Genomic DNA, 22,046 nt, shown 5'->3' on the forward strand with positions numbered 1-22,046 from the left:
GAGTTGTAGCACCTGGCGTTTGAGGAACGTAGACGCGCCCTGCGCGGCTTCTCGCAGAGTAACCCAACATTATCAAGGCTTTGTTGGGTTTCGCTTGCGCTCAACCCAACCTACATTTCTTCTTTACTGAACCGTATTGGGGTTAATTCGACTTTTGCGAGAGGTCTAGTATTTACCGAATCATAGGGAAATGCTTAAGGAGAAAAGGGCTTTCCCTTCTACACCCTAATCCCAACAGGGAATTTTGAGTTTTTCTTTTTTGCTTATTGCTGTAGATAGTTCTTCGTGGACGACTAGATTATCTATCTGCTGTGTAAATCTGATGATTGATTCCGGTCTTGATTTGCGAAGGCTGTATTGCGGGAAAATTTCACAGTTCTAGATTAATGGTTGAATTTTGTTTTTTATTGATAGCCATTGAAAAACCTAACATTCAATAACCAGCAACTAACTGATAGCACATACTTGCCCATGCATTAGAAACTTCGTAATCATTTTTCTCAGCTATGAGAAGAATTTATAACATCAAACAAAGTTAACAATCAATGACAAAATGGTTTACGTTGCTTAATGTTGGTGCATAAATAAATACAATGTGATTTATTTAAACATGTCATTTCAGCAATTTTACTGTTAACTAAAGATGGAATATGTAATTCAATTATGTGAACTCCAAATCACCACAACAGCTAGCTTAGAGGTATATCAACATCATCTAAAATTCATCATCAAGATTGGTACAAATCTTCCAATGAGGAAATTTGTTTGGTAGTAGTGTTAAACTTCAGCTATTGGTTAAAGGTTTATTTAAGAAATTATTAACAAACAAACCTTTATAAGCTTGAGTGGTGTATTGTAGCCCTTATCGCTTGCAGCAGTTTATACATATAATTCAACCAGATATTATCTGATTGTTTTTCCATATAAAATGCCAGCCTCTAGGACAGTTAATTACATAGATACTTGAGTATGTTATGCATTAATTTGCCAAATATCTGGTCTTTGTGTATAGATGCCAATATTTAATAACTGCCGTGTTCAAAAGCAAGTAAACACTAACTCTGACAACAATTTGAATAATTTGATTTCAGGGAGTAAAAATAAAATGTCATGAGTATTTGACAAATTTAACATTTATTTACATAATTTTATGATGTGTAGCGTCAAAATGAAAATAGTTCCGTATACCAAATTACAAAATCCAGTTATAGGCCTACTCATTGCTATGTTTGTTCCTGAAAGATTTTTGGGAACACTACTTACGTGTAAAATTCTGAGTAAAGATCATGAGTGTTAATACGGTGCCCTCTATCAGCTACTACTCTTTAGACGTGATTCAAGACGAAGCGCGACAACTTGTGCAGAAGGGAGTGGTTAGCAGACAGCAACCAATATATACTCTCTGCCAATACATACCAGCTCGCGAGTGGGTGTGTATTGAATGTGAATTAGAAAAGTGCGACTTCCTCTTACGCGATCGCATCGGCGATCTGATTGGTCGGGAAGAATGGGAAAACGACTAATCAACAGAAAACGATTGATATGAGATTGGGAATATATCTATTTGGAGGTGTGAATTTTCTCAAAAAAGATTCAACGCCCAATTTTAAGGTAGTCTCTGGTTGTGATTAGTCTTTCCCGATTTAGACTTTTGTAATGACTTATCTGTTATCTGTTCTTACTGTTTTTTGCTCAAGCAATGTGTACGCCACATTTTGAGGCGCCAATACACAGAGCCTGAAGTTGATTTAATTTGGTTTATTGATTATGCCGGAGTAGTTTGATTTTGGCAACTGCTCCGGTAATTTTTTGTTTTAATTAGTGGTGAGTGGTGAGTTCCAATCAACCACCAACAACTAAGACTCAAATCTACCCGACTTCCTCCAAATACAAATTCACATCTTCGATGACACGGGTGAGTTCTGCTTCCGTAGTCAAGCGAATGTTGATGTCACGGATGGTGAGTAAAACCTTCGCAGCAAAAGGTGTAGGCCAAATATTGGGGTTACAGAAAATTTCTAAAAATACTTCTCCTGTATAACGATATTCCATTGGGCGTTGGGGACTGGCTTTTCCAGCGCCCGGAACAGCTTTAGTAGCAACCGCTTTGAGACTAGCCATCAACTGTTCTAGCGCTGCTTTTAGTTCCTGTGCTGCTTGGGGTGAAAAGCTAAAACAGACAGAACCCTCAACCAAGTTAAGTGTCAGGTGATTTCTAGACATGAGCTATTGTTTAGATTTTTAGTACAGATACCATTTTCCTGGTAGAGGTAACATCCAGATCCGTTTCTTTGTCAATGGTAATGATTCGCAAAATCTCAAGAATGTGTTATTGGTTGTTTGGCAACGGAATTGAAAATCATTATTTTAGAGACAGACTTAACTGCATCTGTCTCAACTCCATCAAGCAGAGGAAAAGAGCGGGAAAACTCATGAAAAAAATCTTCTGACAAATGCTAATAAATATAGTTGCTTGAGTAATGGTATAGTCCAATTATAATCAGGTTTGTAGTTGCTATTAATTAAAAAATATTTCAATAAAGTACGGTGATGAATTGACGTTATAGCAAGATAAAATCCTTACTGCGTAAGAGTTTGATACATTTTATTGATGTATTTAGTTCTACACTTAGAACTCATAGAACATCATAGTTAAAATTTAAAATTCCTCTATGTCTTTAGATAACCGGGCCACAGTTAGAAAGGTTTTAATCATCACTCTGTTCCTAAATATCTTTGTGATGCTATTAAAAGCGGTTGTTGGTAAATTAACAGGTTCTTTGAGTTTGTTAGCTGATGCCTTGCATAGCGTCACCGATAGCGCCAACAATATATTAGGATTGATTGCGAGCCGATTTTCTTCACCACACCCTGATCGCGAACATCCCTATGGACACCTAAAATTTGAAGCAGTGGGTGCTTTGGGAATTTCGGCTTTTTTAGGTATAGCCTGTTTTGAAATTCTCCAAGGTGCTGTCGAACGCATTCTCAATGGTGGTGAACCCGTAACCATATCACCACCAGAATTGTGGTTATTACTAGTTGTATTAGGTGTGAATATTTTCGTCACCTTTTACGAACGCCACGTAGGTGTAAAAGTCGGTAGCCCGATTTTGATCGCTGACGCCAAACATACCATGAGTGATGTTTGGGTGACAATTTCCGTAATTGGCGGTTTGATTGGTGTATGGTTGGGTTATCAGTGGTTAGATGTGGCGTTAGCTTTTCCTGTAGCTTTGTTAGTCTTTTGGAGTGGCTGGACAGTTTTAAAAGAAAATTTACCTTGGCTTGTGGATCAAATTGCGATCGCACCGGAACTGATTCATGCGATCGCCCTTTCTGTCCCTGGAGTGATCAACTGCCATGATATAGCGTCTCGCGGTGTTGTTGGTCGCCAAGCTTTTATTGAAATGCATTTAATAGTTGATGCTCAAGATGTTCAAACAGCGCATCGCATCACTGAAGAAGTAGAAAGGCGACTGGAAGAACGCTTTCGCCCAGTACGGATTGTAATTCATGTCGAACCACCAGAGTATCGCTCAGAGCAAATTAGCTTCGGGTCTAACTCAAACTAGCAAATCATTCTTATGTTAGACCTGTTCTCTGACTCCAGATAGGGGCTGTATCTGTGAGATTCTTAGTATCTTAATAACATAGCAAAACGCACTGGCAGAAAGTTTTACCGTTGTGGTTCTTTGCTACTTTTGGAAGGAGAGCGACGTCACAAAAGTAGACAGTGCTGATAATAAAGAAGTCTAGATAGTTGTGGAGTTTTTGTCGCTTCCTCCACTTTGTTACGACCAACGGGAAGGTTAAATTCTCCGTACAGAACGGTCGAAGGTCGTGGATATCTAGTCTATTTAAAGGTCAATGAGCATTCGTGCTGATCTCGAACTTTTAGTCTCGATATCGCCACGTGTGCTTATTTACCATTTTGATAATTCATAAAGGTGAGGGGCGCATATTAAGATTATTTCAAATGTTCAAGTGAACATGAAATGAAATTTCAATGGCTAGGAATAGTATTTATTGTTTTAAGCTTTTGGATGAATATGAATGTATATGCACAATCATCTGTGAAACCAGACATTCCGACTATAATTCAGCAAGCAAAAGATGCTTGGGTTAATCTTGATGGCAATGCTTTAGCGAAATTGTTTACACCTGATGGTGAACTGATCGTACCTGGTTATAGGTGGCAGGGACAAGCACAAATCAAGGAAGCGGTTTCCTCGATTGCTCAACAGTCGCAAGATATCAAAATTGATATTGCGCGGATCATCATCTGTGGCGAACAAGCAGTTATTGAATGGCGTTACCAAGAAACGGAAAAGGCTACTCAGAATCGCAAAACCACTGATGATGCGATCGTAGTAGATTTTCGAGATGGTCAAATCAGCCGTTGGCGAGAATATTTTGATACTAAAACACCATCATCTATTCAGTAACTAGCACATTTGCGACGGCTGCAACTAAATTATCTGGGTCTACAGGTTTAGCTATATGAGTTTGAAAGCCAGCTTCTAGAGCGCGCACACGATCTTCGCTATCAGCATAGGCTGTTAATGCGATCGCTGGTACATTTCCTCCTTTTTCTGCTTTCAAGTCACGGATTTTACGAATGAGAGTATAGCCATCTTCCTCTGGCATACCGATATCACAAACTAAAATATCTGGTTGTAACTGTGGTAACACTTCTAAAGCTTTTGCTGCTGACGCTACTGTAGTCACACTAGCTCCGTCTGCTTCCAATACGGTAGAAATATAAAAGCGGCTATCTTCATCGTCATCTACCACGAGGATTTTTAATCTAGCAAGAGGGAGAGAAGATGACGTAGCGTTTCCTGCAAGATTGGAAAAAAGAGAATTATCTCTCATTTCTTTAGTCCCTCCTTTTTCCTGAGAATTTTGAGATATTCTTTGAGTAATTTTACTGCGTTAGTGTCTTTGATCAATCTATCCAGCCATTCTTGACAAATAGTCTATTGCTACGTGTAAATTCATCCTCAAAATAGCTTGTCTCAACCACATGCTAGAATTCCCGCGTCTTCTACTCATTACCGTGGGATCTTTATAGTTTCTAATGACTAGAAGTTTCTCTCAATAAAGTTTTAGGTTTGTTAAATAATATTAATTAATCTCAGTTTTTGTATTTTATCAGTTTGTGAAAATGTTTAGAATAATAAAGACAAAATTTTACGTATCTCAAAAACAGAATCAAGATCAAAACCCAACTTAACTATGTTTGTTATACGTAATCTAAGTAGCAACCTTGTATATTTAGTAGGGCTTTTCCAAACGTGAATATGAGCAAAGAGGACATGGAATTTCCATTTCCAGTGGATTTAACAAACTGTGATCGAGAGCCAATTCATATTCCTAGTTATATTCAAACACACGGAGTTATTTTAGCCTTACAAGAGTCTGATTTAACTATTTTACAAGTCAGTGATAATACAATACATTTTTTTGGTTTGTATCCTGAAGAATTGCTAAATCAATCATTAAGTATACTGCTGGAACCAGAACAAATCGGATTTTTTGTTGATTGTTTAAAGCAGGAAGATATACAAATAGTTAATCCGATTGAAATTACTATAAATATTTCTCAGGTTAATAATATTTTTGATGCTATAGTTCATCGGTTGAATGAAATAGTCATTCTAGAATTAGAACCACATAATTATGAAAAAAATCATGTCTATTTTAGATTTTATTATTTGGTAAAATTAGCTGTCGGCAAACTACAATCAGCAAAATTTGTTACTGAAGTTAGTCAGATCATAGCTCATGAAGTAAGAATAATTACCGGATTTGATAGAGTCATGGTCTATAGATTTGATGAGGATTGGAACGGTATAGTAATTGCAGAAGATAAGCAAGATTACCTACCATCTTATCTAGATTTACATTATCCTGCTTCAGATATTCCTAAACAAGCCAGAGAACTCTACCGACAAAATTGGTTACGTATTATACCTGATGTTGATTATCAACCTAGTGCCATCGTTCCTACGCTTAATCCTTTAACAAATGAGCCTTTAGATTTAAGTAATTCAGTGTTACGTAGTGTCTCACCCATACATGTTGAATACATGCACAACATGGGTATTAAAGCATCAATGTCGATTTCACTGATTAAAAATAATCAACTCTGGGGACTCATAGCTTGTCATCACCAAACACCCAAATATATTCCTTATGAAATCCGCAATGCTTGTGAATTTTTAGGTCAAGTAACCTCTTTAGAATTAGCAACCAAAGAAGACAACGAGGATTCAGAATCAAAAATTCAAGTTAAATCCCATCTGGCAAAATTAATCGAATATATGTCAGTGGATAAAAGTTTTATCGATGGATTAATTAATCAACAACCGAATCTGCTTGATCTAGTTAATGCTCAAGGTGCTACAGTTTGTTTTAACAATGAGTTCTATTTAATTGGTAATACTCCACCTCAACAAGATATTCAAGAATTATTAAAGTGGATTTATAAAAATGTAAATGAAGATATTTTTTACACTAATTCGCTTTCCAAAAGTTATCCAGAAGCAGAAAAATATAAAAATATAGCTAGTGGTTTAATAGTTATTTCTATTTCTAAAACTCAGAATAAATATGTTCTATGGTTTCGTCCAGAGGTTATACAAACAGTTAGTTGGGGTGGAAATCCTCATAAAGCTGTAGAAGTCACCCAAAATGGTAGTTTGCGTCTATCTCCTCGTAAGTCATTTGAATTATGGAAAGAAATAGTCAGACTGACATCTCTACCTTGGAAATCTTATGAAATTAATGCTGCGCTAGAGTTACGAAATGCCATTATTAGTATGGTAGTACGGAAAGCTGATGAATTAGTAAAGCTAAATATAGAATTAGAACGCAGTAATAAAGAGTTGGATGCTTTTGCTTATATTGCTTCTCATGATTTAAAAGAACCATTGCGTGGTATTCATAATTATTCCAATTTTTTAATTGAAGACTACGCTGAGATATTAGATGAGGAAGGCAAAAATAAACTCAGGACTCTGATTCGTCTGACTATCAGGATGGAGGATCTGATTGATTCATTGTTGCAGTTTTCCCGCTTAGGAAGAGCTGATATGTCGATGCAACAGACTGATTTGAATGCTGTTGTACATCGAATTTTAGATTTATTAAGCGCTCGGATTGAAGAGACAGGAGTAAAAATTCGTATACCCAAACCATTGCCAATAGTGTATTGCGATCGCGTACAAATTGGCGAAGTTTTTAGTAACTTGATTACTAACGCCATTAAATATAACGATAAAGCCGACAGATGGGTGGAAATTGGTTATATTGAAAACTCTGAACCACTGAAATTTTACATTCGAGATAATGGCATAGGTATTCGGGAAAAACACTTGGAAGTTATTTTCCGTATCTTCAAACGTCTACATGGCCCAAGCAAATATGGTGGTGGTACAGGTGCTGGACTAACCATTGCCAAAAAAATAGTAGAAAGGCATGAGGGACAAATCTGGGTAGAATCAACTTACGGTGAAGGTAGTACGTTTTATTTCACTTTACAAAAGCCAAATTAATGATGAATTATGAAGGATAAAGTATTAAATAACTAACTATTGTATCATTTTGCGTTCATCCTGGCTTTAGCCTTTATCCTACCCTTCGGAAAGACGCCCAAAGGATATCTACATCCTTCATACTTCTTATGATTGGCAATAGCACTCAATTAATCCTGGTAATTGAAGATAGCGATGAAGATTTTGAAGCTTTACAGCGAGTGATGTATCGTCAAAAAGTGCAAAATCCTATTATCCGTTGTGCTGATGGTGACGAAGCACTAGACTATCTTTATCACACTGGAGACTACAGCAATCCTAAAAATGCTCCTCGCCCTTCATTAATTTTACTTGACTTGAATTTGCCAGGAACGGATGGGCGAGAATTATTAGAACAAATTAAGCAGGATCAAAATCTCAAAGATATTCCTGTTATAGTATTTACCACCTCTTCTAATCCCAGAGATGTCGAAATATGTTATCGCAATAGTGTTGCTAGTTATATTCTCAAACCAATTGATATCAACAAATTAAAACAAACTCTCCAAAGCTTCCTTACTTATTGGTTGGATATTGTGGTTCTTCCCGATAGTATCGGCAGGTAGTCATGGTGCAACAACAGTTGATCATTTTAATTATTGATGATTCTCAGGAAGATCGTGCAGTCTATCGCCGTTATCTTTTGCAAGCTCCACGATATCAGTACAAAATTCTGGAAGAAGAAACAGGAGAAAGCGCGCTACAAATATGTCAGCAAATCCAGCCAGATATTATATTATTAGACTTTTTGTTGCCAGATATGGATGGGTTGGAGTTTATAGCAGAACTCAAACAGCAACTTCAAGCAACTATGCCAGCTGTAATTATGTTAACAGGACATGGTAATGAAGCTGTTGCTGTGCAGGCAATGAAAAGTGGTGTTCAAGACTACTTGGTGAAAGGAGATATCACAGCAGAGAATCTACGCTTTACTATCCAGTCTACGATTGAAAATGTCCAACTACGCCAGAAGCTACAAAATAGTGAAGAACGTTTCCGTACCTCTGTTGAAAATATGCTGGATTGCTTAGGTATTTACTCAGCAATTCGCAACGAAGCAGGGGAAATCTTAGACTTTAGAATAGATTATTTGAACGCAGCAGCTTGTGAATCTAACTTGCTTATTAAAGAAGAACAACTAGGTAAAAACTTATGCGAAATTTTACCTGGACATCGAAAATATGGCTTATTTGATCAGTATTGTCAGGTTGTCAATACTGGCAAACCATTTGTGAAAGAATCACTAATTTATACAGATATATTTGGTAAACAACAATTCACTAGAGCCTTTGATATTCGTGTAGCTAAATTGGGAGATGGCTTTGTTGCATCTTGGCGAGATGTTACCAAAAAAAAGCAAATAGAACAAGCATTACGGGAAAGCGAAGAACGCTACCGTTTTTTATCTGAAGCCATACCACAAATAGTGTGGATTTGTGATGCAAACGGTGAATGTGAATATCTCAATCAACGATGGTACGAATTTACCGGACAAACCATTGATCAAGGAATGGGAACTGGTTGGATGGAAGTTGTGCATCCAGAGGATATTCAATTAGCCATGCAAGCATTTACACTGTCCTTAAATACAGGAAAACCCTATGAAGTAGAATTGCGTTATCGCTGTCATGATCAAACTTATCATTGGTTTTTAGCTAGAGCTTTGGCCAAAAAAGATGAGCAAGGACAGATTTTAAAATGGTTTGGTACAAGTACAGATATAAACGATCGCAAACAATTAGAAGCAGAACGTAGCCGTCTTTTTCAACTTGAGCAAGCAGCACGTGCAGAAGCAGAATCAGCAAACCTTGCTAAAGATGAGTTTGTAGCTATGGTATCTCATGATCTGCGTTCTCCTCTGAATGCTATTTTAGGTTGGGCGAAATTGCTACAAAGCCGCAAACAAGATGAAGCAACTACCATCCGCGCTTTGCAAACTATCGAACGTAACGCTTTATCTCAAGCAAAACTCATAGATGACTTGCTGAATATGTCCCGCATCATCCAAGGGAAACTAGAGCTTCAGCTATGTCAAGTCAATCTTGTTACCATTATCCAAACAGCATTAGAAACAGCCTACCCTAGTGCTAATGCCAAAAATATTCGTCTAGAATCTAACCTGGATGATGCAATTCCACCAATTGTCGGCGATCCAAATCGTTTGCAACAAATTTTAGGAAATGTCCTTTCTAATGCGATTAAGTTCACTCCTGAAGGTGGAAGAGTGGAAATTCGATTAGAGCGGAGATCAGAAGCAGGAATGGGGAGAGGGGGAGACACGGTGACACACAGACGCGAGGATACGCGGAATGAAGAAGACACGGTGACACGGGGACATGGAGACGTGGGGACGCGGGAACGCGGGGATGCAGGGATGCGGGGACATGGGGACAGGTCGAGAGTTTCTGATAATTTCTCCGCTTCTCCCACTCTCCGCGTCACCGCGTCTTCTGAAGCGTCACCGCGTCTCCCCTTATTTGCGTCTAACTTCTATGCTCAAATCACAGTTACTGACACGGGTATTGGTATCATTCCCGATTTTCTACCCCATGTTTTTGAACGTTATCGTCAAGCAGGTTCCTATGAACAGGGTGGTTTAGGATTAGGTTTAGCGATCGCTCGTCATTTAGTAGAATTGCACGGTGGAATTATTCAAGCAGCTAGCGATGGTGAGGATAAAGGAACAACCTTCACCATTTTATTGCCATTGAGGGGATAGGGGATCGGGGATCGGGGATCGGGAAAAATTCTCCCTTGTCCCTCTTGTCCCTCTTGTCCCCCTTGTCCCCCTTGTCTCCCTTGTCCCCCTTTTCCCCCTTGTCCCGATCCCCGATCCCCGATCCCTACTCCCACTCAATAGTTCCAGGTGGCTTGGAGGTAATATCGTAAACTACGCGGTTCACTCCTTTGACTTCGTTGACAATCCGGTTGGAAATCACTTCTAGTACGTCGTATGGTACACGCGCCCAGTCTGCTGTCATCCCATCTTCACTAGTGACAATACGTAAGACGATGGGATAGGCGTAGGTACGTTGATCGCCCATGACGCCCACGCTTTTAATTGGCAACAATACAGCAAAAGCCTGCCAGTAGTCATGGTACAAGCCTCGCTGATTGATTTCTTGCCGCACAATTAAATCAGCATCCCGCAAAATCTTTAAGCGTTCGGCGGTGATTTCACCTAAAATCCGAATCGCCAATCCCGGACCAGGGAAAGGATGACGCTGCACGATTTCCTCTGGTAAACCGACAGAACGCCCGACTTTACGGACTTCATCTTTAAATAGTTTCCGCAGTGGTTCCACCAGTTTAAATCGTAGGTCTTTAGGCAAACCACCAACATTATGATGACTCTTGATTTTTACTGCTACCCGTTCCCCTGTCTGGGGATCAACATTGGTGTCAGCAGATTCAATCACGTCTGGATACAGCGTACCTTGTGCCAAATAATCGAAAGGTCCAAGGCGTCTGGATTCTTCTTCAAATACTCGAATAAATTCGTGTCCAATTATACGACGTTTTTCTTCCGGTTCGGTAATATCACTGAGAGCATTCAAGAAGCGATCGCGAGCATTAACGTACTCAACGGGAATATGGAACTGCTCTTGGAATAACTTCAATAACCGCTCTGGTTCATACTTCCGCATGAAGCCTTGGTCAATAAATACACATGTTAATTGATCTCCAATCGCTTTATGCATCAAAAAGGCGAGGGTTGAGGAATCAACACCACCAGATAAAGCCAACAGCACCCGCTTGTCACCGACTTTGGCGCGAATTTCGCGAATTGATTCTTCGACAAAAGCGGCGGTTGTCCAAGTCGGTTCACACTCGCAAATATGGTAAACAAAATTGCGAATTAATGGCAAACCACCGGTAGAATGTACTACCTCTGGATGGAACTGCACACCATAGAGTTTGCGGTTGTGATCAGCGATCGCAGCACAAGGAGTATTATCTGTATGTGCCAATAATTCAAACCCTGATGGCATTGTTGTTACTGAGTCGCCATGACTCATCCACATGGTTGTGCCATCTTCAACGTTGGTCAGTAAGTCTGTGGGATCATCTATATATAATGATGCCTTACCATATTCAGCTCGATCAGCTCTGGCTACTTCTCCGCCCAATTGCTGCACCATCAGCTGCATACCATAGCAAACACCCAAAATGGGAATTCCCAAATGCCAAATTTCTGGATTACATTTAGGAGCGCCTTGATCATAAACTGAACTGGGACCACCAGAGAGGATAATCCCTTTAGGATTCAGCTTTCGCAGCTGTTCAATGCTGGTGCGATAGGAAAGAACTTCGGAATAAACTTGAGTTTCTCGAATTCGGCGGGCAATCAGTTCAGAATATTGAGAGCCAAAATCGAGGATGACAATCATTTGGCGATTAATTTGCCCCAAATCTTCTACTACTTGAGACGCTTCTTCTGTTGGTAGGGTCACCGCTGTACTCATGATCAAGAGAGAGTGTGTGTGAATGTAAAAATAAAATTGTCGCTTTACGGTCTTGCTAACACCATCTACTCCTCACGTTTCCAGGCTTTTAAGGTTGAAGTAACCTTATACAAACGCGACTTCAAACACGTTTGCCTTGCCTACTTATTTGTTAATGGTATTAAAAAGAAAAAATTACCCTAGAGTGGTTACTGAAAAATATATTTATGGTGAATTGTTATGATTATTCATAATAAATTAACATAATTTTGTGTTTCGTGAACAAGCTGTTTTGCGTTTTATGAGTATAGGGATTGGGGATAAGGGAGTGTGGGGAGACAAGGGAGACTTATCAGTTATCAGTTATCACTCTTAACTGCTCACTGTTAACTGTTAACTGTTAACTGATTCATGCCCAATGCCCCTACACCCTATATGCGAAGTTGGGACAGCACAGTTTCCATATCTTTCCAAGTCAGTCCTTGTTGAATATAGCGGGGTGCTTCCGGGTTATAAGGACTCGCAACTATGTCTATTTTGAGAATATTTGCTTCCTCTGGTAAAACAGGTACATCTGGATCGAAAGCAGTAGGACGCATCAAAGAACTGGAAAAACCTTTAAATATAGCTATTTGATCTTCTTCTCCAGCGATTTCTACCGCCACCAGCAGGACTTCTTGGGGACGTTTGATACTGTATTTTTCTAGTCTTTGACCTATAGAATTTGTCATTACGTTTAATGTGGACGATGGATAAAAAAGTTCGTAGTAAGAACTAAAGTGCTTACTACGAACTCTTGATTAAAATTTTACAGACTAATACTTATAATTGACTGAAATAAATAAATGCTGTTTGAAATAAGCCGACAATAAAACCTAGTATTCCACCTAAAGTTACTATTGCCTGTAATTCGTTTTTAACAATTCCTTCAATAGCAGCTTCTAAATCAGCAGCTGAAGTTGACTTAACACGGTCAATAATTACTTGATCAATTGACAAAATTGGTATTGTTTGAGCAACTATCGCTTCTAAATCTCTTTCCAAATATCGTTCTAAGATTAAAGCTAGTTCTAGACTCACGGTTTCTAAGGAAGTATTAACAACAGCAGAATTACTAAGGCGATTAACTAATAAGACAGCAATATTTTCCCAGTTAACCGAATCACTGAATCCTTGTAATAATTCTCCACCACGTATTTGTAGGTATTGACGAACGCTTTCGCGGGTGGTTTTCCGTAGCTGTCGGACTGTGCTTACAGGCAAGTTTTGTAAAGCGATATCTTGCAGTAAAGTTTTGATGCGATCGCGTACTTGTAATTCTTGAATTAACTCCTCTAAACGTTGGTTTGTGGCTTCTTTTTCATCCAAACAGTAAGTCCGCAAGCGGGTTAAGCTATTACGTAAACCAAATAAATTCGCGACTACCCAATAAGTACCACTAGTTTTTTCTCGAAAACTTTCATCTATAGTTTGAATTGTGCGATCGGTCAAAAAATTAATGATCCCCTGTCGGATGACATCGGGCGGTAAGACAGTTTCTAATAACCAATCAGCAAGGCGAGAGGCTTGTTCTTCACTCAATTGAAATTCTAATAATATTTGATCAAAAATTTGATTGATCTGCGCTTCTAAAAAATCTTCTCGTCGTGCCAAAACTTTTAACAAACGAGGTAGTGATTCACCTAACAAATCCCGCAAAATATTTGCTACAATTTTGGCAGTTTTTTGCTCCCGGTCAGCTTTGACCTGATCAATTGCCATTTGTAGCAACCAGAGAATCGCTGATTGCACACGTTCTGTTTGTAGGAGTCGCCGCGCCAGATTCTGTAGTTCTTCTGGTGTTAACAGCGACCCCATAATCGTATCAGAGATATTTTTGGCAAGACGCTCTTGGTTGCGGGGAATCAGTCCAGGGGTAAACGGAATTCTTCGTCCGGCGATGTAAATTGCTCGGTAAGGACGAAATAACATTTTGATGGCTATATCGTTAGTGAAATAGCCAATTATCCCACCCAAGATTGGGGGAGAGACGTACAGCCAAAGATGAGACCAATCAAAACTCATTTCGTCAAGAGTCAATAGTCATTAGAGACGCGATGATACTCTTACGAGAAGCCGCTCTTACGAGCGTCTACGCGTCTGTACAATAGTCAAGAGTCAATAGTCAATAGCCAAGGGTCAATAGTCAAGGTCAATCATTCTTTTTTAGAGTATGAAATTTTGACTATGGACTTTGGACTTTGGACTTTGGACTTTGGACTACTAAGCTTTAGTTACCACCAGCACTCCCATCATATCGTTCGCGATGGGGTAGTGTGTGGCAGTTGTAAAGCCAACTGCGAGAGCTGTTTCTACCTGTTTCTCTCCTGAAGGAAAGCGGTCTAAGCTGGGACTAATATAAGCATATTCTTCTTTTAAACCCATTTGCTCGGCAATTGGCACAACAAAATTATCCAGATACCATTGCTGAAAAGTTCGAGCAGTCGAGTTTTTGGGACGATGAAAATCTAGAATTGCTGCTTTGGCACCTTTTTTGAGGACACGGTGTAATTCTTTGAGGCTGCGTTGAATATCTGTGACATTTCGTAAACCATACCCCATCGTAGCAGCGTCAAATTTGTTGTCTTCAAAGGATAAATTGAGTACGTCTGCTTCTATCCAGGTTATAGAGGGAATTGGGTACTGGCTTTGAGAGCGTTGTTTGGCAATTTCCAATTGTGCAGATGAAAAATCCACTCCGTACACCTGTCCAGTTTTACCCACACGCCGTGCTAAACGAAAGGCTAAATCACCACTACCGCAACACAAATCCAGACAAGTATCTCCGGCTTTGGCTTCACTCCATTTTACTGCCATTTCTTTCCATACCCGATGTTGTCCCAAGCTCAACCAATCGTTTAATTGGTCATAAATGGGAGCGATACGGTCAAAGATATTGCGAATTTCATCAGACATTGGTCAAGGGTCAATTGTCAAGGGTCAATTGTCCATAGTCTGGTGTCAATTGTCCATAGTCAATAGTTGAGAGAAAAAACAAGGCGTCCTGAGATCAAGTCCCCTACTTGTGGTATGGGGACACCTACACCCCCACACCCTTATCCCCTGACACCCCTAATTTCTGACCATTGACAATCAAGCATTGGCTAACTGGTGGTAGCGAGTACAACTGAGTACGGTTGCTACCAATTGCGCTGATAAATGAATTACCTTGAGTTCATCTTCTCGCAAAGTGCAGGGTTTTTTCCACTGGAGAGACAACACTGCCAAAATATTATTTGTATAGGTAATTGGGATAATTAAATGCGCTTCTACACCAGATTCTGCATAGTGTGCGACACCAGCAAGCTTTTCGTCATTGGGTACATTTACTGAAACTTGCATTTGGCCAGTGGCGATCGCTTCCCTAGTCAAGGGGTCAACAGCTAACCAGTTTTCTACAGAATCCGCACTGCTGTAACTACCTTGAGTAGCAATCAAACTACCATTTTCAGCTAATTGCAAAATACACCCATCGGCGCTGAAACTTTCACTAAAAGCTGTAGCAATGGAATTTAAAATAGCTTCTAAACTCAGGCCTTGTTGAGCAATCTCCACCAAAACAGTTAACAGTGCTATTTGAGCATTCGCACGGCGTAATTCTTCTGTGCGTTGTTTGAGCAAATCATAGGTTTCTGCTGCTCTTTGCACCACAGCTTTTAATTCTGTTGGGTCCCAAGGCTTGGTAATATATTTGTATACCTGCCCAGCATTGATCGCTTCTACTAAGTCTTCAATATCAGTAAACCCAGTGAGGATAATTCTAACCGTATTGGGAAACTGAGGTACTGTTTTACTCAGGAATTCAGTCCCCTTCATTTCAGGCATTCGCTGATCGGAGATAATCACTGCTACTTCACCTTCTGTAGCCAAAACTTGCAAAGCGTTTATCCCACTGTCTGCTTTCAAGACCTGAAAATCTCTGCGGAAAGTACGATACAACAGATCCAAATTATCTGGCTCATCATCAACCACTAAAATTTTCTGTTTTTTCGGCTTTTCCAAAGTCATCAATTGACGGCGTATTTTATCAAGTTCGGGGATGGGGTTATTCATAAATAATTCCTTTAACCGTTAACCACTTTGTTATATTCCATACAAAGCCCGATTGAGAATATAAGATAAGCGTTTGTAGCTGCTATTTGATTAAATTAATCATGAAGCAGCTTTTCAGTAGGAGAAAGTAGAAAAATGAGTCATTAAAATTTTAGTAACCTAAGTGTTATTACGCAAAAATATTATCTTTGATAATATTTTTGATTCATAAATTATAGTTTTGTCTCCTGCTAGAGGTGTAGAAAGGAGCTAGAAAATTAGTGTTTTGTCACACTAAGTTTGCAGTATTTGTAGCGAGTTAAGACAGCACTCATTCAAGCACTAAAGTGCTTACTACAAACCCTTGAAAGCTTTTGTTACAAACTAGTAATACCCTATATTTAGAGGGGATTGATTACTGAAGCCTGTTAACAACATCTTTCTTCTATCGAAAAACTACGACATCAGTCTTAAAATACATACTCAGCATAAAACTTTTAAAATTATATTGATAAACTTGCAGTGAAACTGCTGAGATATCTAAACCATCACCTATGACTGACACACCACCCAACGCTCAAAATCTTAACGATAACGATCAAAATGATATAGCTGAAGAATTACTACGAAAGCTGCGACAAAAACAAGGCTATTGGGTGGAATGGGGACAAGCTTGTGCTTATCTACAAAAAGCAGGTTATAGTCAGCAAGCGATTTTTGAAGCTACAGGTTTTGAACCGGTACAACAGAATCAGGTGATTGTCGGCGCCCAAGTCTACAACTCTATAGAAAAAGTAGGAGCGCCACAAGAGGTGCTTTCCCATTATCAACAGCGCGGTAGTGATATCTTATATGAGTTGCGCTTGCTGACTCAAGAAGAACGAGCCGCCGCCGCCACAGTTACCTTTCAACACAAAGTTGATGCTGACGAAGCACGGGAAATTGCCAGGGCGATTAAAGATTTCTCTCGTTTTCGTAATCCTCCAGAAGGCTTTTCTCATCATCCAGGGGATGCAGTTGCTTATCAATCTTGGAAATTCGCCCGCCAGAATTCAGATTTTCAAACGCGATCGCGTCTGATTGCTAAAGGCTTAAAATTTGCCCATACGCAAACCGCTAGGCAGCAAATAGAACAATTACTCACAGATTTTACAGTCGTACCTAAAAAGCCAGCACCAACTCTACCCTTTTACAGACAACAATCAGCCGAAGAAGTACCTCGTCTCGTGCCAGTGGTAGGTGAGTTACCATTAACACCAGAAGATTTACAAGCAGTTCCTCTGGTAGAAGAAATCGGGCCTTTCCGGATCGTGAAGTTTGCTGGGGAACAAGCTTGGGTTCCCTTACCAGGTTGGCAAACCATATTGAGTGCAGAAGATCCAGTAGTGATTTTATGCAATAGCGATCGCCTACCAACCCAAACACAAAATCACCCAGAACCAGTCATGGTAGTTATTGATCGCGCCCAAAGAGAATGGAACTCAGGTAACTACTTTGTAGTAGATAACTCTGGGGAATTAGATTTTCAATGGTTTGAAACTGCGCCAGAAGTAACACTACTAGGGCGAATTCTCGTAATTTTACGAGCAAAGAAAATTCTGGATGAAGAATTGACAAAAGATTCTTGGCAAATTGATGAGTAGTTGTTGGGGATTGGGGATTGGGCATGAATCAGTGATCAGTGATCACTGATCACTGATCACTGATCACTGATCAAATTAAACTGGTAACTGTTAACTGTTAACTGTTAACTGATAACTGAGAAGTTGTCCCCCGTGTCCCGATCCCCGATCCCTATTCTTGCCTCGATGGTGGACACATCTGCTGCACTCCTTGGGGAAGTTGTTTGCACATCTGGTGGAATGTTTGCGGCTGCAATTGTTGCCAAGCAAATAATCCTACGGTTGCACTTCCCAGGAGTAAAGCCAATAATCTCAGCCACAATACCCCAGGTTGACGCCGAGGTTGAGTATTGTCAGCAGTTTGAGTTGTTGCCGAAATATCTAAGTCTAGTAATACTTGCGAACTTGCTGCAAACTCAGATTCTTCTGGTTGTGGTGCTTCTTCTAGAACAATTTCTACTTGTTTTTCTTCGACAACTTCTATTTGTAATTTCTTTTGAGTCACTGGAACCAAATAATCTGGAGAAACACGACAATGGGTAAGCACTACCGACACATTGTCATGACCATTTTTTTGATTCGCCAGTTGAATCCAAGCATCAACAGCTTCTTCTAAAGTTAGTTCTCCTGTTAATACTGGTACAGCATAATCTCGCCAAGATTCTTCTACTAATTGATTATCACTTAAGCCATCAGAACACAAAAGTAATATGCCGTCTTCTTCCACAATCAAGCGTTGAATCAGAGGACGCAGCAATTCCCCTTCTTTTGTTCCTAAAGCTTGGGTAAGGGCGGTAGCATCTGGGCGTTGTAATGCTTGGCGATACAGACTGCGTGCTTGGCGGACTTCCCGCGTCGCTACATCATCATCAATTGTTAATAGCTGACAGTAGTCACGGGTAATCCAGTAAGCACGACTATCACCGATATTAACCAAATACAGTTCGTGGGCATTTTCGGAGTGCCAACCAGCAGCAGTTTGAATGCGTTGCGGTACTTGGACAGCCATAACCATAGTTGTAGCCATGCGTTGGGTACCTGTGCGTTTTTGTTCGTCATTACAATTACAAATGACGTTGTTGATCACCCGCAAACAAGCTTCTAACTGTTGTTGCAATAAATCTGGCGGTACAATTTCGGCTTGTTCTCCAACTTCTTGTAATAAAGCGCGAATTTGGAGTTTCACAGATTGTACTGCTAATCGACTGGCAACTTCACCGCCTTCATGCCCACCAATACCATCACAAATGATCGCCATTTGTGGTGATAATGAATTGGCGATCGCATCTTTGCCATGAGGATAGCAAGTGTCTTCGTTTTGTATTAGTCCTTCTGGCCCTTTATCACTTGCACCTGCGACTTTGATACTTAAAGGTAATTCTGCGGCAGATGTTAGCAATAAACTATTGAGTTGAGTCACAATATCCTGGTACTCTACCTCACCACTACACATCTGTTGGACTATTTTTTGCAAGTCATTTGCTACTTGGGTTTTGGCATTAACTACCAAAGATTGCCAACATTCTCCCAAATCCTTAAGAGTTGGCTGTCCCAATTGCTGAAGCTGCAACAGCCGCACACACCAACCCTGCACTCTTAAATTATTTGGTATCAGCAAACTAGTGGCTACTCCCAATTCTGACAAAGGCTGCCACAGTTGTAGAATTTGCCATAACCAGTAAACTTGTCTGACAGCCGTTGCTTGTTGCCATGCTGTTGTCAATGCTGGGTAAAGATTTCCTGCTTCATCTATCGGTACATTTTCCAGTAAGAGAATATTATTTGCTACCTCTGTTTGATAACGAACCAATCCATAAACAACAGGTAAGTGTAACCGTTGTTGATATAAGCACAGGTAAGGAATAATTTCTTTTGGTATTTTGCTAGGTATGTCGGGTAACTTTCCCGGTTGAGTATCCAGCCAAATCCGAGGTGCAATTATTTCATATCTATCAGCTACTTTCTCTCCTGGGGTAATTGTAGCTGCTGATGACCCAATTACCCAAAGATAGCGGCGAATCAGAGGAGTTTGACAATTTGCACAAACACGGTTGTCAACAGGGTTGATTGGGCGAATACAGATAGGATTGGGACAATAAACTATCCGTTGAGTCGAAATCATACAAGTGTAAATATCTAGATAAATTGATAGGTGAAGTTCGATTAAATTGAGCTGCCAAAAACTAAAATGTTAGACTAGACTAAATTTACTGGTTTACTTTTAACACTTGTTACTTAAAAATTGGAAATTTTTACGTACAAATTCTAGTACATTACAGCAAAAATAATCAGAGTGTTAATTGATATATTGCATTAATTTATGAAGGGTAATGCGTTTGTAGTGTGGACTTTAGTCCTCAAATATTTAAGCACGCGCATTGCTTACTACGAACCTATCAAAACTTTTGCGATATCCCACTAGCTCTCAATGTTTATAAATAGCAAGTGTATTGCTGTATATAATCACAGAAATGTGTTTACGTAAATGTCGTGTTTAGGATGGCGCTATGCCAATTTCTACCGCAATGTGGTTGTCAAGTTCTACTCTTATTTGGCTGCTGGTAGGAGCAGGTTTGTGCTTAATGGAACTGTTTTTGCCAACAGCTTTTGTAGCTTTGATGATGGGAATTAGCGCTTTGGTGGTGGCGCTGCTATCCCCAGTTATTTTAGTCAAGTTATGGCTACAATTGGTGGTTTGGATCTTGCTTTCTGTACTGCTAATTTGGCTGTGTCGTCGTTTAATGACACCAGTGGGAAGTAAGTCAAAAATTCAGGATGCAACTACTGCTGAAACTTTAACAGAGATCCCAGTCGGGAAAGCCGGACGAGTATTATACGAAGGCAATTCTTGGCGCGCGCAGTGTTACGATGAGCATTTAGCGATCGCACCGCATCAAAAAGTTTACGTAGTCAGGCGCGAAGGTACAACCCTGATTGTTATGCCAGAATATTCCTCAGTTCAATAGTTTATGGTTGGTGGTTAATAGGAGCGCAAGGCCTTGCACCCGTACAGTAGTTGGTAGTTAGGAATCAGTGAATAGTGAGTAATAGAATTTGATAACTGAATAACTGCTCACTGATTTATTTATTAGGAGATAAATAATGGAACCTTTACTTTTTATAATAAGTTTAGTTTTAGGTGGTTCAGTAGTAGCAAGCTCTGTGAAAGTAGTCAACCAGGGTAATGAAGCTTTAGTAGAACGCTTAGGTAGCTACAACAAAAAGTTACAACCAGGATTAAACTTTGTTGTTCCTTTCGTGGATAGAATTGTCTTCCGGGGAACCATTCGGGAAAGAGTTTTAGATATTCCCCCGCAACAATGTATTACTCGTGATAACGTCAAGATTACCGTTGATGCAGTGTTTTATTGGCGTATCGTTGATATGGAGAAAGCTTACTACAAAGTAGAAAATCTCCAAGCTGCCATGGTGAATTTGGTGATGACACAAATTCGTGCCGAAATGGGCAAATTGGAACTAGATCAAACCTTTACCGCCCGTTCAGAAGTAAATGAACTTTTATTGCAAGATTTAGATATTGCTACCGATCCTTGGGGAGTAAAGGTAACGCGGGTGGAATTAAGGGACATTCTTCCATCTCAAGAAGTGCAGCAGTCGATGGAATTGCAAATGTCGGCGGAACGGCGCAAAAGAGCAGCAATTTTAACTTCTGAAGGTGAGCGAGAATCTGCTATTAATAGCGCTAGAGGTAAAGCAGAAGCACAAGTTCTAGAAGCTGAAGCCCGTCAAAAAGCAGTGATTTTGGAAGCAGAAGCTCAACAAAAAGCCCTGATTCTCAAAGCCCAAGCCGAACGCCAGCAACAAGTTCTCAAAGCTCAGGCGATCGCAGAATCTACAGAAATGATTGCTCAAAAACTTGAAACCAACTCTATAGCCCCCAAAGCTTTAGAAGTTCTGCTTGCCTTGGGTTATTTAGATATGGGTACAACTATTGGTAAGAGCGACAGTAGCAAAGTTATGTTTATAGATCCTCGCACGATTCCTGCCACCCTAGAGGGTATACGCTCCATTATTTCAGATGCACCGAAAGATTCATTCTAAGGTAACTTAGTGTCTTAGTGTCTTGGTGGTGAAAAATAAATCTTAATTGAACCACCCTACTCTACGAGAAGCCACTTCGTGTCTACGGGTTCGCCACCTTGCCAAGTTCCCTCCGGGACGCTACGCGAACGTGACGGGAACCGCCAAGACGGCAAGTGGACTCACCAAGACACCAAGACACCAAGACAAGTACATTGTCTTGTTGGTGATTCAGGTCGTAGACATGCTAGTTTTTTGTTGGGAACACCAATTTCAAAGGCTTGACA

General features: G+C 39.9%; 18 protein-coding genes. 10 read left to right on the forward strand and 8 right to left on the reverse strand.

Annotation, left to right across the window (positions count from 1 at the left end; translation table 11 throughout):
• Nucleotides 1-1,286 precede the first annotated feature (1,286 nt).
• Nucleotides 1,287-1,523 (forward strand): DUF4327 family protein, encoded by a 237-nt coding sequence (locus ACE1AT_RS17430; RefSeq protein ID WP_016858973.1) that lies wholly within the window; start codon nt 1,287-1,289, stop codon nt 1,521-1,523.
• A 346-nt stretch (nt 1,524-1,869) separates the two neighbouring features.
• Here the strand turns inward: ACE1AT_RS17430 and ACE1AT_RS17435 are convergent, their stop codons facing one another.
• A complete protein-coding gene (locus tag ACE1AT_RS17435; protein ID WP_374870520.1) occupies nt 1,870-2,223 on the reverse strand; it encodes a hypothetical protein in 354 nt (117 codons plus the stop codon).
• A gap of 449 nt (nt 2,224-2,672) precedes the next feature.
• Here ACE1AT_RS17435 and ACE1AT_RS17440 point away from each other — a divergent pair, with 449 nt between their 5' ends.
• Together ACE1AT_RS17440 and ACE1AT_RS17445 are read left to right on the forward strand one after the other, a co-directional pair.
• Complete coding sequence (locus tag ACE1AT_RS17440; RefSeq protein WP_374870522.1) at nt 2,673-3,575, forward strand: cation diffusion facilitator family transporter; 903 nt, start codon at nt 2,673-2,675, stop codon at nt 3,573-3,575.
• Nucleotides 3,576-3,998: 423 nt separating this feature from the next.
• On the forward strand, nt 3,999-4,448 hold the full coding sequence (locus tag ACE1AT_RS17445) for a nuclear transport factor 2 family protein (protein WP_374870523.1): 450 nt from the start codon (nt 3,999-4,001) through the stop codon (nt 4,446-4,448).
• On the opposite strand, the gene ACE1AT_RS17450 is transcribed toward ACE1AT_RS17445, so the two are convergent.
• Entirely contained in the window at nt 4,438-4,878 is a 441-nt protein-coding gene (locus ACE1AT_RS17450) for a response regulator (protein WP_374870524.1), read from the reverse strand. The two genes, ACE1AT_RS17445 and ACE1AT_RS17450, sit on opposite strands and share 11 nt — an antisense overlap.
• A 443-nt stretch (nt 4,879-5,321) precedes the next feature.
• Between ACE1AT_RS17450 and ACE1AT_RS17455 the strand changes: the two genes are divergently transcribed.
• From ACE1AT_RS17455 to ACE1AT_RS17465, 3 genes are all read left to right on the forward strand, one after another.
• Entirely contained in the window at nt 5,322-7,562 is a 2,241-nt protein-coding gene (locus ACE1AT_RS17455; RefSeq protein WP_374870526.1) for an ATP-binding protein, read from the forward strand.
• A 128-nt stretch (nt 7,563-7,690) separates the two neighbouring features.
• The gene (locus tag ACE1AT_RS17460) at nt 7,691-8,146 is read left to right on the forward strand and encodes a response regulator (RefSeq protein WP_374870527.1); all 456 of its coding nucleotides are present in this window, start codon (nt 7,691-7,693) and stop codon (nt 8,144-8,146) included.
• Nucleotides 8,147-8,148: 2 nt separating this feature from the next.
• Nucleotides 8,149-10,299 carry an ATP-binding protein gene (locus ACE1AT_RS17465; protein WP_374870529.1) on the forward strand — a complete coding sequence of 717 codons (2,151 nt, stop codon included), beginning with the start codon at nt 8,149-8,151 and terminating at the stop codon, nt 10,297-10,299.
• Nucleotides 10,300-10,423: 124 nt separating this feature from the next.
• On the opposite strand, the gene guaA is transcribed toward ACE1AT_RS17465, so the two are convergent.
• From guaA to ACE1AT_RS17490, 5 genes are all read right to left on the reverse strand, one after another.
• Nucleotides 10,424-12,046 (reverse strand): glutamine-hydrolyzing GMP synthase, encoded by a 1,623-nt coding sequence (gene guaA / locus ACE1AT_RS17470; protein WP_374870531.1) that lies wholly within the window; start codon nt 12,044-12,046, stop codon nt 10,424-10,426.
• A gap of 410 nt (nt 12,047-12,456) precedes the next feature.
• On the reverse strand, nt 12,457-12,756 hold the full coding sequence (locus tag ACE1AT_RS17475) for a hypothetical protein (RefSeq protein ID WP_374870533.1): 300 nt from the start codon (nt 12,754-12,756) through the stop codon (nt 12,457-12,459).
• Between the two features lie 91 nt (nt 12,757-12,847).
• Nucleotides 12,848-14,089: a DUF445 domain-containing protein gene (locus tag ACE1AT_RS17480; protein WP_374870535.1), complete on the reverse strand. Its 1,242-nt coding sequence runs from the start codon at nt 14,087-14,089 to the stop codon at nt 12,848-12,850.
• 198 nt (nt 14,090-14,287) lie between these two features.
• Entirely contained in the window at nt 14,288-14,980 is a 693-nt protein-coding gene (gene ubiE, locus ACE1AT_RS17485) for a bifunctional demethylmenaquinone methyltransferase/2-methoxy-6-polyprenyl-1,4-benzoquinol methylase UbiE (protein ID WP_374870537.1), read from the reverse strand.
• Nucleotides 14,981-15,157: 177 nt separating this feature from the next.
• Nucleotides 15,158-16,117, reverse strand: a complete 960-nt coding sequence (locus tag ACE1AT_RS17490) for a response regulator (protein WP_374870539.1) — start codon at nt 16,115-16,117, stop codon at nt 15,158-15,160.
• A gap of 533 nt (nt 16,118-16,650) precedes the next feature.
• Between ACE1AT_RS17490 and ACE1AT_RS17495 the strand changes: the two genes are divergently transcribed.
• Nucleotides 16,651-17,739, forward strand: coding sequence for a RuBisCO accumulation factor 1 (locus ACE1AT_RS17495; protein WP_374870541.1), 1,089 nt, complete (start codon nt 16,651-16,653; stop codon nt 17,737-17,739).
• 151 nt (nt 17,740-17,890) lie between these two features.
• On the opposite strand, the gene ACE1AT_RS17500 is transcribed toward ACE1AT_RS17495, so the two are convergent.
• Nucleotides 17,891-19,840 (reverse strand): protein phosphatase 2C domain-containing protein, encoded by a 1,950-nt coding sequence (locus ACE1AT_RS17500; RefSeq protein WP_374870543.1) that lies wholly within the window; start codon nt 19,838-19,840, stop codon nt 17,891-17,893.
• Between the two features lie 385 nt (nt 19,841-20,225).
• Between ACE1AT_RS17500 and ACE1AT_RS17505 the strand changes: the two genes are divergently transcribed.
• From ACE1AT_RS17505 to ACE1AT_RS17515, 3 genes are all read left to right on the forward strand, one after another.
• A complete protein-coding gene (locus ACE1AT_RS17505; RefSeq protein WP_374870545.1) occupies nt 20,226-20,684 on the forward strand; it encodes an NfeD family protein in 459 nt (152 codons plus the stop codon).
• A 136-nt stretch (nt 20,685-20,820) separates the two neighbouring features.
• Nucleotides 20,821-21,780 carry an SPFH domain-containing protein gene (locus tag ACE1AT_RS17510; RefSeq protein ID WP_374870547.1) on the forward strand — a complete coding sequence of 320 codons (960 nt, stop codon included), beginning with the start codon at nt 20,821-20,823 and terminating at the stop codon, nt 21,778-21,780.
• A 78-nt stretch (nt 21,781-21,858) separates the two neighbouring features.
• Nucleotides 21,859-22,044: a hypothetical protein gene (locus tag ACE1AT_RS17515; protein WP_374870549.1), complete on the forward strand. Its 186-nt coding sequence runs from the start codon at nt 21,859-21,861 to the stop codon at nt 22,042-22,044.
• The last annotated feature ends 2 nt before the right edge of the window (nt 22,045-22,046 follow it).

The sequence above is a fragment of the Pelatocladus sp. BLCC-F211 genome (assembly GCF_041928655.1).
Classification (GTDB): Bacteria; Cyanobacteriota; Cyanobacteriia; order Cyanobacteriales; family Nostocaceae; genus Pelatocladus.

What these genes read in the sequence shown, in the direction of transcription:
- ACE1AT_RS17430 (WP_016858973.1), top strand. Translation starts at nt 1,287, where the DNA reads ATGAGTGTTAATACGGTGCCCTCTATCAGCTACTACTCTTTAGACGTG.
- ACE1AT_RS17435 (WP_374870520.1), bottom strand. Translation starts at nt 2,223, where the DNA reads ATGTCTAGAAATCACCTGACACTTAACTTGGTTGAGGGTTCTGTCTGT.
- ACE1AT_RS17440 (WP_374870522.1), top strand. Translation starts at nt 2,673, where the DNA reads ATGTCTTTAGATAACCGGGCCACAGTTAGAAAGGTTTTAATCATCACT.
- ACE1AT_RS17445 (WP_374870523.1), top strand. Translation starts at nt 3,999, where the DNA reads ATGAAATTTCAATGGCTAGGAATAGTATTTATTGTTTTAAGCTTTTGG.
- ACE1AT_RS17450 (WP_374870524.1), bottom strand. Translation starts at nt 4,878, where the DNA reads ATGAGAGATAATTCTCTTTTTTCCAATCTTGCAGGAAACGCTACGTCA.
- ACE1AT_RS17455 (WP_374870526.1), top strand. Translation starts at nt 5,322, where the DNA reads ATGGAATTTCCATTTCCAGTGGATTTAACAAACTGTGATCGAGAGCCA.
- ACE1AT_RS17460 (WP_374870527.1), top strand. Translation starts at nt 7,691, where the DNA reads ATGATTGGCAATAGCACTCAATTAATCCTGGTAATTGAAGATAGCGAT.
- ACE1AT_RS17465 (WP_374870529.1), top strand. Translation starts at nt 8,149, where the DNA reads ATGGTGCAACAACAGTTGATCATTTTAATTATTGATGATTCTCAGGAA.
- guaA (WP_374870531.1), bottom strand. Translation starts at nt 12,046, where the DNA reads ATGAGTACAGCGGTGACCCTACCAACAGAAGAAGCGTCTCAAGTAGTA.
- ACE1AT_RS17475 (WP_374870533.1), bottom strand. Translation starts at nt 12,756, where the DNA reads ATGACAAATTCTATAGGTCAAAGACTAGAAAAATACAGTATCAAACGT.
- ACE1AT_RS17480 (WP_374870535.1), bottom strand. Translation starts at nt 14,089, where the DNA reads ATGAGTTTTGATTGGTCTCATCTTTGGCTGTACGTCTCTCCCCCAATC.
- ubiE (WP_374870537.1), bottom strand. Translation starts at nt 14,980, where the DNA reads ATGTCTGATGAAATTCGCAATATCTTTGACCGTATCGCTCCCATTTAT.
- ACE1AT_RS17490 (WP_374870539.1), bottom strand. Translation starts at nt 16,117, where the DNA reads ATGAATAACCCCATCCCCGAACTTGATAAAATACGCCGTCAATTGATG.
- ACE1AT_RS17495 (WP_374870541.1), top strand. Translation starts at nt 16,651, where the DNA reads ATGACTGACACACCACCCAACGCTCAAAATCTTAACGATAACGATCAA.
- ACE1AT_RS17500 (WP_374870543.1), bottom strand. Translation starts at nt 19,840, where the DNA reads ATGATTTCGACTCAACGGATAGTTTATTGTCCCAATCCTATCTGTATT.
- ACE1AT_RS17505 (WP_374870545.1), top strand. Translation starts at nt 20,226, where the DNA reads ATGCCAATTTCTACCGCAATGTGGTTGTCAAGTTCTACTCTTATTTGG.
- ACE1AT_RS17510 (WP_374870547.1), top strand. Translation starts at nt 20,821, where the DNA reads ATGGAACCTTTACTTTTTATAATAAGTTTAGTTTTAGGTGGTTCAGTA.